Below are 13378 nucleotides of genomic sequence, written 5' to 3'. Positions count from 1 at the left end.
TACGAGCTCGCCCAGTTCCTCCGGCGCGTCGCTCATCCCTCTCCGGCGAGCAGGCAGATCAGCTGACCGTTCGAGAGGCTCTGCCCTGGCGCGATCGCGATCGACCTGACGATCCCCGGGTGTTGAGCAGTGATCTCGTTCTCCATCTTCATGGCCTCGATCACGCAGATCACTCCCCCGGTCTCGATCGCGTCGCCGTCCGCGACAGCGACCGAGAGGACGATCCCCTGCATGGGGCTGACGACGGCACCCGACGCGCTTCCCGCGCCGACATCGCGACGGTCGCGCCTCCGGCGAGCAAGGCTCGCCCACGGCGGCTCGGTCGAATGAACGCGAACGTCGAACGCACGCCCTTCGACCTCGACGGAAACGACGCGCTCACGCAGGGCAACTCTGTCCGATGCCCGCTGTACGTTAGTTGCCTGATGAGTAAACGTCTCCGTCATCTCATTCGCGCGTTGTGCGAGCTCCTGCGATTCGACGTGTCCGTGGCACGTGCCGCCGTCAACGAAGCACGGCTCCGTGAGGAGCGCGGCATGGAAGCCGAGAAGAGTGGGTGGGCCACTGATCCTGAACTCTGCCAGTGCCCGCAGCATCCGCCTTCGGGCCGTCTCGCGATTGGTGTCGTGGACGATCAACTTGGCGATCATCGGGTCGTAGAGACCCGAGATCTCATCGCCTGCGCGCACGCCCGAGTCCACCCGCACGCCTGGCCCCGAAGGCTCCTCGTACTCCGTGATCAGGCCCGGCGCGGGAAGAAAGCCCTTGCCGACGTCTTCGGCGTTGATCCGGCACTCGATCGCATGCCCGCGCAGGATCACGTCCTCCTGCCGCAGCGAGAGCGGCTCGCCCTGGGCGATCAGAATCTGCTCGCGGATGAGATCGAGGCCGGTCACGAGCTCCGTAACCGTGTGCTCGACCTGGATCCGCGTGTTCATTTCCATGAAGAAGTACTCGCCATCGCGCGTGAGCAGGCCCTCGATCGTGCCAGCGGACCGGTACCCGGCAGCTCGAGCAGCATTCACGGCGATCTCGCCGATCCTGGCCCGCAGCGCATCGTCGACGGCGGGCGATGGCGTCTCCTCGATGAGCTTCTGATGCCGCCGCTGGATCGTGCAGTCACGCTCGCCGAGGAACAGCACCGTGCCGTGGCCGTCGGCGAGGATCTGCGCCTCGACGTGTCGTGGTTCCTCGAGGTAGCGCTCGACGTAGACGGTATCGTCGGCGAAGTACCTCAGACCCTGGCGCTGGGCCGCTTCGAAGGCCTGAACGACGCCGGTCGGGTCGGTCACGATCTCCATCCCCTTCCCGCCGCCGCCTGCCGCCGCTTTGATGATGAGCGGATAGCCGATATCCGCACCGAGTTCGACAACCGCGGCGGAGGTGCGAACCGGCTCGGTGGCACCCGGGATGATCGGGACACCCGCAGCCTTCATCGCCGTCCGCGCCTCGGTCTTCGAGCCCATCAGCTCGATCGCGGAGGCAGGCGGGCCGATCCACGTGATCCCCGCTGCCTCGACCGCTCGCGCAAACGGGGCATTCTCGGCCAGGAAGCCGTAGCCGGGGTGGATCGCCGAGACGCCTGCACGAAGCGCCGTGTCAATGATCACGTCGCCCCGCAGGTAGCTCTCTTCTGCGGGGCCGCGACCGATCCGGAACGCCTCGTCCGCGACGCGCGTGTGGAGTGCGCCGCGGTCGGCGTCGGAGTACACGGCTACTGCCTCGATGCCCAGCTCGCGCAGCGTTCTGAAGATCCTGACGGCGATCTCGCCACGGTTCGCAACGAGCACTCGGGAGAAGGTAGGCATGCGCACCGCGTATTCTCCCCTACGGATGACCATCCCCGATCAGTTGACGCTCGGCCGGGCCCTGGCCGTCCCCGTTGTCGTCGTGCTCTTCGCGTGGGATTTTCCCGATCACGCGTACTGGGCGACGGCCGTGTTCGTCATCGCGATGGCGACCGACCAGATCGACGGCTGGCTCGCGCGGCGCTGGAACCAGACATCCGCGTTCGGCTCGCTCCTCGATCCGATCGCGGACAAGGTACTCGTGATGGCGACGCTTGCGATGCTTATCGCCGAGGGCGTGGCGCCGGCGTGGATGGTGGCAGCGATCCTCGCGCGCGAGTTCCTCATCTCCGGGCTCCGCCTCGCGGCGATCGAGAAGGGCGTCGTCATCGCAGCCCGCGATCTCGGGAAACTCAAAACGTGGGCGCAGGCGCTCGCGGTTGCCGTCGGAGGGATGGCCGCAGCTGGCGCGTGGAGCGATGACCTCGCATGGTGGGTGCTGCTCGTCGCCGTCGTGCTGACGTGGGTCTCGGGGCTCGACTACGCGCGCGTGGCGCCGCGACTGCTCCGCGCGGGCGACACCGAGCCACGGCCCATAGCGCCACCCGGCGGCGGACTGGCACCATGAAGAATCGGAGACGCGCCCCGCTCCACAGCCTCCTCGAGCCCGGCGCGGCACCAGGCCCCACTCGACCTGGATCCTGATTCGCCGCCGAGAAGGCCAGATCGGCCCAGAGCAGCAACGACCGCGCGGGTCACCGCGTCGTCCGCGCCCGGATCGGGAACGAGTTCAAGCTCCATCCCGAGAAGGCTACGCCAGATGAATCAAGCGTGCCGCGGTCGCCTTGAAGGATGCAACGACTGTGTCCCCCTCGCGCAGACCGAGGCGCTCGGCCGAACCGGCCGTGATCTCACCCGCGAGGGGCCCCACCCGGATGCGGACGCGGTTGCCGATCGTTACGAGCGAGTCGATCGGTGCCTCGATGTGGTTCACCGTCGCATCCTCGGGGGCCGTCCGAGAGACAGCGACCTCCCACGGGTGTACCGCTACCGCAACGCGGCCGACACCAACGTCCGTCGTGAAGGCCACGCCGCCGACGTCGAGGACGACGCGCGTCAACCCATCGCGACCCGGCTGAGCGATACCGTGTAGGAGCGTGGCGCCGGTGAAGCGAGCAACGAACGGGTCAGCGGGTGCCGCGACGAGGGCCGACGCAGTGCCGATCTGGAGAAGACGGCCTTCGACCATCACGCCGACCCGATCCGCGAGGGAAGCGGCGTCCTCGAAATCGTGCGTCACGAGGATTGTGGGCAGTCTGAGGCTCGCGAGAAGCTCACGCAACTCACCCCGGACTGCGTCGCGGGTGTGCGCGTCGAGTGCGGAAAGCGGCTCGTCGAGCAGGAGCACCGCGGGCTCCCGTGCGATCGCGCGTGCCAGCGCGACGCGTTGACGCTCTCCACCCGACAGCCTCCCCGGACGCTCGCCTGCGAGCCCACCAATTCTCAACCTCTCCAGAATCTCGTCGACGAGGCTCGGGTTCGTCGCCCCGAAGGCCACGTTCGCGCGCACCGACAGGTGCGGAAAGAGCGCGTACTCCTGGAACACGAGGCCCACCGAACGATTCTCCGGAGGCACGTCAACGCCGGATGCTGTATCGAGCCAGGGCGTTCCGTCTAGTGCAATGCAGCCCTCATCCGGCCGGAGGAGCCCCGCGATCGCTCGCAGAATGCTCGACTTGCCCGCGCCAGAAGGGCCAACGAGAGCCACGGTCTCCGAGCCGACCTCGAGCGTCAGCTCGAGGCGGACGTCGCGGAGACCGTTGGAAAGAGTGATGTCGAGCGACGCCATGAGGGGATCATTTTGACGGTGAGGAGAACAGCTGCACTCACGACGACCAATCCGGCGCCGATTGCGAGCGCCGTGTCGAAATCGACGTCGAATTGCTCGTAGACGGCGAGCGAGAGCGTCTGGGTAACACCTTGCAACGAGCCGGCGAACATGATCGTCGCTCCGAACTCGCCGATGCCCCGGGCGAACGAGAGCGCCGCGCCTGCCGTCAGCCCGCTGAGTGCGAGCGGCAATGCCACCCGCCCGAAGGTTCGCGCCGGACCGGCACCGAGCGTCCGTGCCGCATCGGTGAGTGTCGAATCGACCTCGCCGAAGGCGGCGACTCCGGTACGGATGTAGAACGGGCCGGCGACGAACATCACAGCGAGCACGACAGCGATCTTGGTGAAGGCGACCTCGACCCCGAGCGCGGACAGCGAACTGCCGAGCAGTCCCAGACGCCCGAATGTGGCGAGCAGTCCGATCCCTGCGACAGCCGGTGGGAGAACGAGCGGAAGCTCGACGAGCGTGATCGCAAGACTCCGCCCCGGGAATGTCCGAGTCGCGAGGAGGTATGCCGTCGGCGTGCCGAAGAAGATGATCAGCGCCTGCGCGACAACGGTCGTCTCGACCGTCACGATCAGTGCGTCGAGGGCGACGTCAGAACCCAGTGCAGTGAACAGGTCTCCCGGAGGGATGCGGAGAAAGATCGCAGCAACCGGGACCACGAGAAATGCGAGCGTTGTGAACGTCGCAAGGAACAGGATCAGGGGGAAGATCCTTCTCACCTGGGTAGGCCGAACCCAGCAGCGCGGAGAGTCTTGCGTCCGTCGCTTCCGAGCAGCTCGATAACGAAGGACTGCGCGGCCGCGAGGTTGGCTGGCTTGGTGGCAATTGCCGCCTCGTACACGACCGACGGCTGGGCACGCACCGGGATCGGAATCACCCGCACCTTCCGTGCTACGGGCCGTACGTCGGTGGCGTAGACGAAGCCCGCGTCCGCTTCACCAAGGGCCACTTTCGCGACGATCCCCTTGACGTCGGGTTCGAGGCTTACCGTCTTGCGGAGGATGCGCAGGAGCGCGAGACGCTTCAGAACCTCTCGCGTGTAGAGGCCGATCGGAACCTTCGGGCCGGCTACAACCAGTCGAAGCTTCGGGCGCCGCGCGAGATCGGCAACGCTCGTGATCCTGGCGGGGTTGCCCCGGGGGACGATCAGCACGAGGGTGTTCGTCGCGAAGGGAATCGGCCGTCGAACCAGTCCGTCAGCGAAGAGCGCCCTCGTGTAGACGGGGCTCGCCGAGAGAAAGACGTCGAACGGATACCCCTGGCGGGCCTGCTGGGCGAGCTGATTCGAGCCGCCGAACGATGCGCGTGCAACCGAGTCGATCTTCGGCAGCACGTCGGCGAGGGAGGCAGCCGCAAGCACCGTCGCGGGCTCGTCTGCCCCGCGGATGCCCCCACCCGAAGCGACGCCAACGGCAAGCACCGCCGTGACGAGAAGGAGCGCCCACGGAACGGTCACCCGTCTCACGTCTCGACCATCACACTCGTCGACTTGATCACGCCCATGGCGCTCATCCCCACCTCGAGCCCGAGTTCCTCCGCCGACTCGCGCGTGATGATCGCGACGACGCGCGACGGCTCCGTCACGTCGATCTCGACGCGAGCGAGCAGACCGTCGATCTCGACCGATCGGACAACGCCGCGAAAGCGATTTCGGGCCGACGAGACCTGCGATCCCTCGTACCCGCGAAGGCGCTCGATCTCTGCTGCCGTGACGAACCGCCGGTTCGCCGAATCACGCTGCACCTCGATCTTTCCCTCACGATCCCAGCGTCTGAGCGTGTCGAGGCTGATCCCGAGCATCCGGGAGGCCTGAGCGGCCGTTACTACTTGCATAGGCATTACCTATGTAGGTTAGCGTACATCTGTCCAGCGCGGCCGCTGCGGGCCCGCGAGCAACCTGGCGATCTCGACGTTGCGCCGGTCATCCGTGCCGCAGCAGCCTCCGAACAGGACGAGTGATTCCGTGCCAATGCCGGGTCGAACGGCACGTCGGGACGACGGCGGAGCTGCTCGTAGGCGGGTCCCTCGGCAAGCGGCGATTCGCCACCGCCGGCCTGCGCGCCGAGGATCACGCAGACGACCGATCTCGCGCTCCCGGCCACGAGCGGTCAGGCGAGCGCGGCGATGCGATCGACGAGCGACGAGAGCACCGCGAAGGCCGCCTCGACAGGCTCCGGACCTGTCATGTTCACACCCGCGAGGCGGAGCGCGTCGAGTGGGTAGAGCGACGCTCCCGCCGAGAGGAAGGCCAGGTAGTTGTCGGCAGCACCGTGCTCGCCGGCGATGACTCCGCCGGCGAGGGCGTGAGCTGCGGAGATCCCGGTTGCGTACTGGAAGACGTAGAACGGCGCATAGAGATGGGAGAACTGGGCCCACGTGATGCCCAGCCGGGCGCGATCGATCTCGACATCAGGCCCGAATCCCTCCGCAAAGAGATCGGCAGTTCGTTCTCCGAGCCACGCCGCCGTCACGCCCTCGTTGCGTCCGACGCGCTCGTGGACTTCACGCTCGACACGCGCAAGCGTCGGCATGATGAAGAAGTAGCGCTGGAAGTTGGCCATTGCCTCGTCGAGCACCGCAAGCTGGATCACCGGGTCGGTCACCGTGTCGAGGAGATAGGCACGCAGCAACGCCTGGTGGAAGTTCGAGGCGACCTCGGCCACGAACATCGAGTAGTAGGTGTACGGCTGTGGCTGTGCCTGCCACGTCAGATACGAGTGCATCGAGTGGCCCAGCTCGTGCGCGAGCGTCCCGAGAGAGACTGCGGTGCCGTCGAAGTTCATCATGATGAAGGGCGGGGTTCCGGGTGATCCCGCCGAGAAGGCGTTGCCCATCTTCCCGGCAGTTGGGTAGACGTCGACCCAACGCTCGTCGAGACAGCCACGCCGAACGGTCTCGACGTACGCGTGACCCAGGGGAGCCAAAGATCCACAGATCCATTCGACGCTCTGCTCGTAGGTGAAAACGGGTGAGGTTGCGCCGAGGGGGGCGGTGGCGTCCCACGGAGCGAGGCGCTCGACCCCGAGGACGCGGCGCCGGAGCTCCCAGTACCGATGCCAGGTCGGCAGATTCGTCTCGAAGACGGCAAGGAGGCTGTCGAAGACCTCGATGGGGAGATTCGAGGCCGTCAGCGACGCCGAGAGCGTTGAGCCATGCCGCCGGACACGCGTTGAGAACACCGCCTGCTTGACGGCCGAGCCAAGTGTGGCGGCAAGAGCGTTCTGGACACCGATGTGCCCGTCGGCGTAGCTCTCCCAGCCACTCCGACGCAGCGCTCGATCCGGGCTCGAATGGATCTCATCGATCGTTCCCTGCGTCACCTCGAAAGGCTCGCCGTCGGCTGCGATTGCAGGTCGAAACACGAGGTCGCTGTCGACAAGCGCGCTGTACGCCACATAGGGGCCGGAGAAGGCATCGCTCGCGAGCCCGAGCACCTCTTCGACCTCGCTCGAACGCGTGTGCGCTTCGAGACGGAAGAGATCGTCGAAGTAGTGCTCATAGGGCGCGAGCGCCGGCTCTGCCGCAGTCCATGCGGCCAGCGGCTCGCGGCCGATCGAGAGCACCTCCGGATCGACGAATGCCGTCGCCGCACCAACCTGCGCGCCGAGCGCCGTTGCGCGCCCATAGCGAGCAACGGCCTCATCGTTCGTCGTCTCGACCGCGTAGCCCATGTCCGCGTAGGTCGTGAGTCGACCAACCCGGCGGGAGATGCGATCGCGGGCCAGCAACGCCTCGGTGAGGACGCCGCTCCCCTCTCCGAGTCGTCCCTGAAACGCGGCCAACGCCGGCAGAGCGCCCAGCACGACCTCGAGCTCGGCCTCCCATTCGGCCGGTGTTGCGAAGACGCTTTCTGCGCCCCATTTCCTGTCGGTCGGAACCGAATCGCGAGAGACGGTCACAGCGGGATGTTTCCGTGCTTACGCTTCGGCCCCGGCTCGCGCTTCGCGAGGTGCATCTCGAGCGCCCTGATCAGATACGGCCGCGTCGTCCGCGGCTCGATCACATCGTCGACGTAGCCGCGCTCAGCGGCCGAGTACGGGTTCGCGAAGCGCTCTTTGTAGTCGGCGATCAGCTCGGCCCGGCGCACGTCCGGCTCGGCGGCGTCTGCGAGCTCGCTGCGGAAGATGATGTTCACGGCTCCCTCCGGCCCCATGACGGCGACCTCGGCAGTCGGCCAGGCGACGTTTACGTCGGCCCGGATGTGCTTCGAGCTCATGACGTCGTAGGCACCGCCGTAGGCCTTCCGGGTGATTACGGTCAGCTTCGGCACCGTCGCTTCGGCGTACGCGTAGAGCAGCTTCGCTCCGTGCCGGATGATCCCGCCCCACTCCTGCTCGGTTCCCGGCAAGAACCCGGGGACGTCGACGAAGGTGACGAGCGGGATGTTGAAGGCGTCGCACGTCCGCACGAATCGTGCGGCCTTGACCGACGCGTCGATGTCGAGCACGCCGGCGAGCGCGTTCGGCTGGTTCGCGACGACCCCGACCACGTGCCCTCCGAGGCGAGCAAAGCCGCAGACGATGTTCTGTGCGTAGTCGGCCTGGAGCTCGAGGAAGTCTGCGTCGTCGACGACGCGGTTGATCACCTGCTTGATGTCGTACGGCTTGTTCGGTGAGTCGGGGATCAGCGCGTCGAGCTCAGGCGCCTCCCGGTTGACGGGATCTGCCGGGGTGGCATACGGCGGCGTCTCGAGGTTGTTCTGGGGCAGGAACGACAGGAGGTAGCGCGCGTCCTCGATCACGGCCTCCTCGCCGGCGGCCACGAGATGCGCAACGCCGGACTTCGCTGCATGGGCAGCGGCACCGCCGAGATCCTCCTGGGTCACGTCCTCGCCCGTCACCGCCTTCACGACGTCGGGTCCCGTGATGAACATGTAGGACGTCCCCTCCGCCATGAGGACGAAGTCGGTGATCGCAGGCGAGTAGACGGCGCCTCCTGCGCACGGGCCGAGCACGAGCGAGATCTGAGGGACGACGCCCGAGGCCTGGACATTGCGCCAGAAGATCTCGGCATAGCCGGCGAGCGAGACGACCCCCTCCTGAATCCGGGCGCCGCCCGAGTCGTTGATCCCGACGACGGGGCACCCGACCTTCACCGCTATGTCCATCACCTTGCAGATCTTCTCGGCGAACACCTCGCTCAGCGAGCCGCCGAACACCGTGAAATCCTGTGAGAAGACGCACACCGGTCGGCCAAAGACCGTGCCGTACCCTGTGACCACCGCATCGCCCCATGGACGCCGGTCGTGCATCCCGAACTCGGTCTCACGGTGACGGACGAAGCGGTCGAGCTCGACGAACGAACCAGGGTCGAGCAAGAGGTCGAGCCGTTCCCGGGCGAGGAGCTTCCCGCGCTCGTGCTGGCGATCGACTGCCCTACCTTCGCCGGCATGCGCGGCGGCATCGCGCAACTCCGCTAGCCATGCAAGCTTCGCCTCGGTTGTATCGTGCGTCATCCCGTCCATCAGCTTGTGAGACTATCGCGCAGCCAGGAATTCTGACTCCCAGACCACGGGGAAGAGCGGATGCTCGAGCGGCACACCCGCGGGGAGCTCCTCGGCCAACCCGGGAAAGTCGGGTGATGTCCTCCACGCGCGCGGCGCATGGGTGACATCGTCGCCGAGGAAGCGCAGCGAGAGCACCCGCCGGCGCCGAGGTCCCTCGACCCCACCGGAACAGTGGAGCGTCAGCATGTTGAAGAAGACGGCGTCACCCGGCTCGAGGTCCCAGCCGATGATCTCGAACGCGCTCCTGTCAGCTTCGATGTCGGGCAGCTCGTCAAGCGCCCCGTCTGGGAACCACTTCGCCTGGTTGTCCATGAACGTCCGTGGCATCAGCCAGGGGCCGAGGTGGGAGCCCACCACGAACTCGAGCGTCGCCGCCCGCGAGACGGGATCCACGGGCAGCCACACCGAGCACGTCTGGGTGCCCTCGATGTTGTAGTAGGGCTGATCCTGGTGCCACGGCGTGCGTTGCGTCGTGCCAGGTTCCTTCACGAGCACGTGATCGTGGTAGAAGCGCACGCGGTCGGCACCCATCAGCTGGCCTGCGATCGCGGCAGCCGGGGACGTTCGCATGACCACGTCGATTCCCGGCAGCCGTTGCCAGTTGCAGAAGTCCTCGAAGAAGCGACCCGGATCGTCCGGGCGACTGGCGAGGAGGGCACGTTCGCTCGGCGATGCCAGGTTCTGCTCGATCGCGTCCTCCACGAACGAGAGATCCTGTGTCGAGAAGGCATCTCGTATGCAAACGGCTCCGTCGCGGCGAAAAGCCTCGACAAGATCGTCCGCAACGGCGAGTTGCTCGTCCATCCGGCGAGTGTAGAAGACGGCCGACTGGATAGAGTCGTCACGTGCCTGCTCCTCTCGACCGCTCCGCCAGCTGGCCCTATGACGCAGCCGGCGAGCCCGGCCCCTACGCCTACGCGCGTGACGAGCAGCCGAACGCAGTTGCCGTCGAAGAGAAGCTCGGCTCGCTCGAGGGAGGGCGCTCGCTCCTCTTCCCTGCCGGCATGGCGGCTGTGACCGGGGCAGTCTTGACGATGCTTCCTCCTGGGGGCTCGATCGCGGTCGCCGAGGGCGCGTACTACGGGCACACCGTACTGTTCGAGCACCTGCGCCCTTGGGGCATCAACGCAGTCGAGTTCGACCAGACAGGCCCACCTCCCGCCAAAGCCGACCTGATCCTGATCGAGGCGCCGTCGAACCCGATGCTGACGCTGCCCGACTTCGAGGCAGCCGCTGCCCACGCCGCGCCCGTGATCTGCGACGCGACGCTCGCCTCACCCTTCCGCCTGCGCCCCCTCGACCTCGGCTGTGACGTCGCGCTACACAGCGCGACGAAGGTGCTCGCCGGTCACGACGACCTGCTCGCGGGAGTCATCACCGTCAGCGACGACGGGCTCTTCGACCGTCTCCACCGCACGCGCCACCTCACCGGCCTCGTCGCCTCGGCCGACACGGCGTGGCTGCTCGAGCGGGGGCTCGAGACGGCGGAGGTGCGGATCGAGCGAATGGAAGCGTCGGCACGGGTGCTCGCCGAACGGCTCGCCGCTCACCCCGCCGTGGTCACGACGCGATACCCCGGCTTCGGGTTCGTCGTCGCGTTCGATGTGGCTGACGGTGCCGCTGCACGCCGGGTCGAGACGGCGACCGAGACGATCGTCAACGCGACGAGCCTCGGCAGCACCCATACGAAGCTCGAATCGCGGCACCGCTGGGAGGGTGACCGCTGCCCCGAGGGGCTACTGCGACTGTCCGTCGGCCTCGAGGATCCGGAAGTGCTCTGGGGCGACCTCGAGCAGGCACTCGTGCGCGCCTGAAGCGTCACGGCCAAAAATGACCACTTGCGCCTGACCGTGGTCACGATAATATGACCTGATCGTTGCTACCCTCAGGTCGATGGAACGAGTCATCTCCGCGAGCCAGTTCAAGGCGCAGTGCCTTGCGCTGCTGGATGAGGTCGCGGAGAGCGGCGAGGAAATCGTGGTGACAAAGCACGGAAAAGCCGTTGCGCGACTTGCCCCGATGGCCCCTCCGATCTCGTTGAAGGGGAGCGTCACCTACCTGGTCTCGGACGAGGAGCTCATAGCACCGTTCCATGACGACTGGGATCCCCAGTTTCCGTGATCGTTGTCGATACGCACGCCTTCCTCTGGTGGCGCGACGAGAACCGCCGTCTGTCCCGTCGCGCAGCACGTGCCATCGAAACCGCGGGACGCGTGGTTCTTCCGACCGTGTGTTGCTACGAGCTTGCGACTCTCGAGCGCCGCCGCCGTATTCGCCTCGATCGAGGGGTGAATGCCTGGATCCGCGCTGCCTTGGCCGTGCAGGGTGTGGAGCCGTATCCATTGACAACCGAAATCGCTATCGAGGCGGGCCGCATCCCCGACTCGTTTCCCGGAGACCCTGTCGATCGGATCGTGTACGCGACGGCCGCCGTCCTCAGGTCGAAGCTCGTCACGCGCGATCAGCGGATCACAGATCATGATCCAGGGCGCGTCATCTGGTGAGGCGCTTCGTCGCGAAGGGACACCGCCTGTAACGAATCGCCCTCTGCGGATACCGTAGGAACATGCTCTTCACACGTAAATCCCAAACCATGCCCGCCCCGGAGGACACGCTTCCCGGACGTCCGGGCGCCATGCCCATCACCGAGCAGCACGTCGTGCTCGGCACCTCGATCGAGCCGCCGTTCCCCGAGGGGACCGAAACGGCGATCTTCGGCCTGGGCTGCTTCTGGGGGGCCGAGCGCCTCTTCTGGCAGCTACCGGGCGTCTACACGACCGCAGTCGGCTACGCGGGCGGCACGACGCCGAACCCGAGCTACGAGGAGGCGTGCTCTGGCCGCACCGGTCACACAGAGGCCGTTCTCGTCGCCTACGACCCGGCCCGGATCTCCTACGAGACCCTGTTGCAGACCTTCTGGGAGGGCCACGATCCGACCCAGGGGATGCGGCAGGGCAACGACGTGGGCTCGCAGTACCGCTCAGCGCTCTACTGGACGACGGATGCTCAGCAGGAGGCGGCGCTCGCCTCCAAGGCGCGCTACTCGATGGCACTCGCCCAATCGGGTTACGGAATGATCACGACGGAGCTCTCCGAAGCAGGGCAGTTCTACTACGCCGAGACCTACCACCAACAGTATCTGGCGCGAAACCCGCGTGGCTACTGCGGGATCGGCGGCACCGGCGTCGCCTGCCCGATCGGGACAGGCGTCGCAGGCTGAGCCGCGCGGACGTAAGCGACCGGCCGGACGGGCCGGTCGCTCTCCGCGACAGGACGGCTCTTTTTCCGGCCCCACCAACCCGGAGGTCAAACGCGGCGGCGCCAACGCACGAACACCTCATCGACGAGCACCGGCAGTCCCGTTCGAGCTGCTCCGAGCGCCACCACCACGCTGACGGCGAGCACGGCTCCAACGAGAAGCGTGATCAAGCCGAGGTGCATCCCTCCATACTTGCGCGTCGACCACGATGGTGCGCTGGTGGATGCGTCGATCGCACGCCCCGACCCCGACGAGACCTCACAAGAAAAGGGGGGAGGTCGCCCCGCTCGTCCCCGCTGTCAAGTCGACACAGAAGCTCGGCGGGATGCGGGCGGTGGGGCCGCCGCCGTTCGAACTCGGAGTCGAGGAGTCAGGCCAGTGAGTGCGGAGAGAGATGAGGCGCCCGGTAGGCGCCCCATCTCTCTCCCTCGATCTCAGAGCGGCTAGATGCCCGGGATCTTGATCAGAACGAACTGCCCGCCCTCACGCTTGTACGTGAAGTCAGGCTGACCGTCGTTGTTGTTGTCCTCGCCCGGGGCCTTCTCCACCCAGAGCGTGTGCGCCTGGACGTTGATGAGGAACGCACCGGGCCCGAATGCCTCCGAGGCGTCGACGATTCCGCTCGTCTCCCACGCGCCCGAGTTGCCCACGGCCCGGCCGTCGACGTCGGTCGCGCCGCCGTCGGCCGCCTGGTTCACCCTCGCGACCACGTCGGGCGCGCCCGAGAACGGGACGTACCAGAGCCGAGCCGTCGTCGCACTAGCGTCCGTCGAGCCGGCGGGGAACTGCTGGCTCGAGCCCGGATCCTCGGTCAGGAGCAGGCCGGTTGCCGTGGTCTCGATGTTGTCCGGCTGGTGGATCTCCGTCGATGTCTTGACCGGATTGTCGTCACCCTCGACGAACACGGTTAGCGAGGTCACGACCGTTGG

The 13378-nt window shown here is 66.8% G+C and carries 15 protein-coding genes; 5 read left to right on the top strand and 10 right to left on the bottom strand.

Going from position 1 to position 13378, the window contains the following annotated elements; translation table 11 throughout:
- Positions 1–32: 32 nt before the first annotated feature.
- Positions 33–1808 (bottom strand): acetyl-CoA carboxylase biotin carboxylase subunit, encoded by a 1776-nt coding sequence (locus tag ABIR74_RS09100; protein ID WP_348177267.1) that lies wholly within the window; start codon positions 1806–1808, stop codon positions 33–35.
- 25 nt (positions 1809–1833) lie between these two features.
- On the opposite strand from ABIR74_RS09100, the gene pgsA reads away from it, so the two are divergent.
- A complete protein-coding gene (pgsA, locus tag ABIR74_RS09095) occupies positions 1834–2415 on the top strand; it encodes a CDP-diacylglycerol--glycerol-3-phosphate 3-phosphatidyltransferase (RefSeq protein ID WP_348177265.1) in 582 nt (193 codons plus the stop codon).
- A 183-nt stretch (positions 2416–2598) separates the two neighbouring features.
- On the opposite strand, the gene ABIR74_RS09090 is transcribed toward pgsA, so the two are convergent.
- From ABIR74_RS09090 to ABIR74_RS09060, 7 genes are all read right to left on the bottom strand, one after another.
- Positions 2599–3636: an ABC transporter ATP-binding protein gene (locus tag ABIR74_RS09090; protein ID WP_348177263.1), complete on the bottom strand. Its 1038-nt coding sequence runs from the start codon at positions 3634–3636 to the stop codon at positions 2599–2601.
- Positions 3579–4403 (bottom strand): molybdate ABC transporter permease subunit, encoded by an 825-nt coding sequence (gene modB / locus ABIR74_RS09085; protein WP_348177261.1) that lies wholly within the window; start codon positions 4401–4403, stop codon positions 3579–3581. The genes ABIR74_RS09090 and modB overlap by 58 nt, the downstream gene beginning before the upstream one ends.
- Positions 4400–5149, bottom strand: coding sequence for a molybdate ABC transporter substrate-binding protein (gene modA, locus ABIR74_RS09080; protein WP_348177259.1), 750 nt, complete (start codon positions 5147–5149; stop codon positions 4400–4402). The genes modB and modA overlap by 4 nt, the downstream gene beginning before the upstream one ends.
- Positions 5146–5517, bottom strand: a complete 372-nt coding sequence (locus tag ABIR74_RS09075; protein ID WP_348177257.1) for a TOBE domain-containing protein — start codon at positions 5515–5517, stop codon at positions 5146–5148. The genes modA and ABIR74_RS09075 overlap by 4 nt, the downstream gene beginning before the upstream one ends.
- A 275-nt stretch (positions 5518–5792) precedes the next feature.
- Positions 5793–7583 carry an oligoendopeptidase F gene (gene pepF / locus ABIR74_RS09070; protein WP_348177254.1) on the bottom strand — a complete coding sequence of 597 codons (1791 nt, stop codon included), beginning with the start codon at positions 7581–7583 and terminating at the stop codon, positions 5793–5795.
- Positions 7580–9139, bottom strand: coding sequence for an acyl-CoA carboxylase subunit beta (locus ABIR74_RS09065; RefSeq protein WP_348177331.1), 1560 nt, complete (start codon positions 9137–9139; stop codon positions 7580–7582). The genes pepF and ABIR74_RS09065 overlap by 4 nt, the downstream gene beginning before the upstream one ends.
- A gap of 21 nt (positions 9140–9160) precedes the next feature.
- Positions 9161–9994 (bottom strand): phytanoyl-CoA dioxygenase family protein, encoded by an 834-nt coding sequence (locus tag ABIR74_RS09060; RefSeq protein ID WP_348177251.1) that lies wholly within the window; start codon positions 9992–9994, stop codon positions 9161–9163.
- A 41-nt stretch (positions 9995–10035) separates the two neighbouring features.
- Between ABIR74_RS09060 and ABIR74_RS09055 the strand changes: the two genes are divergently transcribed.
- From ABIR74_RS09055 to msrA, 4 genes are all read left to right on the top strand, one after another.
- Positions 10036–11004 (top strand): PLP-dependent transferase, encoded by a 969-nt coding sequence (locus ABIR74_RS09055; protein ID WP_348177247.1) that lies wholly within the window; start codon positions 10036–10038, stop codon positions 11002–11004.
- Positions 11005–11083: 79 nt separating this feature from the next.
- Positions 11084–11311, top strand: coding sequence for a type II toxin-antitoxin system Phd/YefM family antitoxin (locus ABIR74_RS09050; protein WP_348177245.1), 228 nt, complete (start codon positions 11084–11086; stop codon positions 11309–11311).
- The gene (locus ABIR74_RS09045) at positions 11308–11694 is read left to right on the top strand and encodes a PIN domain-containing protein (RefSeq protein WP_348177243.1); all 387 of its coding nucleotides are present in this window, start codon (positions 11308–11310) and stop codon (positions 11692–11694) included. Before ABIR74_RS09050 ends, ABIR74_RS09045 begins: the two co-directional genes overlap by 4 nt.
- 62 nt (positions 11695–11756) lie before the next feature.
- Positions 11757–12410: a peptide-methionine (S)-S-oxide reductase MsrA gene (msrA, locus tag ABIR74_RS09040; RefSeq protein WP_348177241.1), complete on the top strand. Its 654-nt coding sequence runs from the start codon at positions 11757–11759 to the stop codon at positions 12408–12410.
- Between the two features lie 86 nt (positions 12411–12496).
- Here the strand turns inward: msrA and ABIR74_RS09035 are convergent, their stop codons facing one another.
- A complete protein-coding gene (locus ABIR74_RS09035; protein ID WP_348177239.1) occupies positions 12497–12631 on the bottom strand; it encodes a hypothetical protein in 135 nt (44 codons plus the stop codon).
- Positions 12632–12892: 261 nt separating this feature from the next.
- A partial coding sequence (locus tag ABIR74_RS09030; RefSeq protein ID WP_348177237.1) for a hypothetical protein occupies positions 12893–13378 on the bottom strand: 486 nt, incomplete at its 5' end.

Origin of the sequence: Gaiella sp. (genome assembly GCF_039915195.1) — a bacterium.
Taxonomy (GTDB): domain Bacteria; phylum Actinomycetota; class Thermoleophilia; order Gaiellales; family Gaiellaceae; genus Gaiella.
The sequence above is the reverse complement of the archived record's forward strand: the minus strand, read 5'-3'. Positions and strand labels throughout refer to the sequence as shown.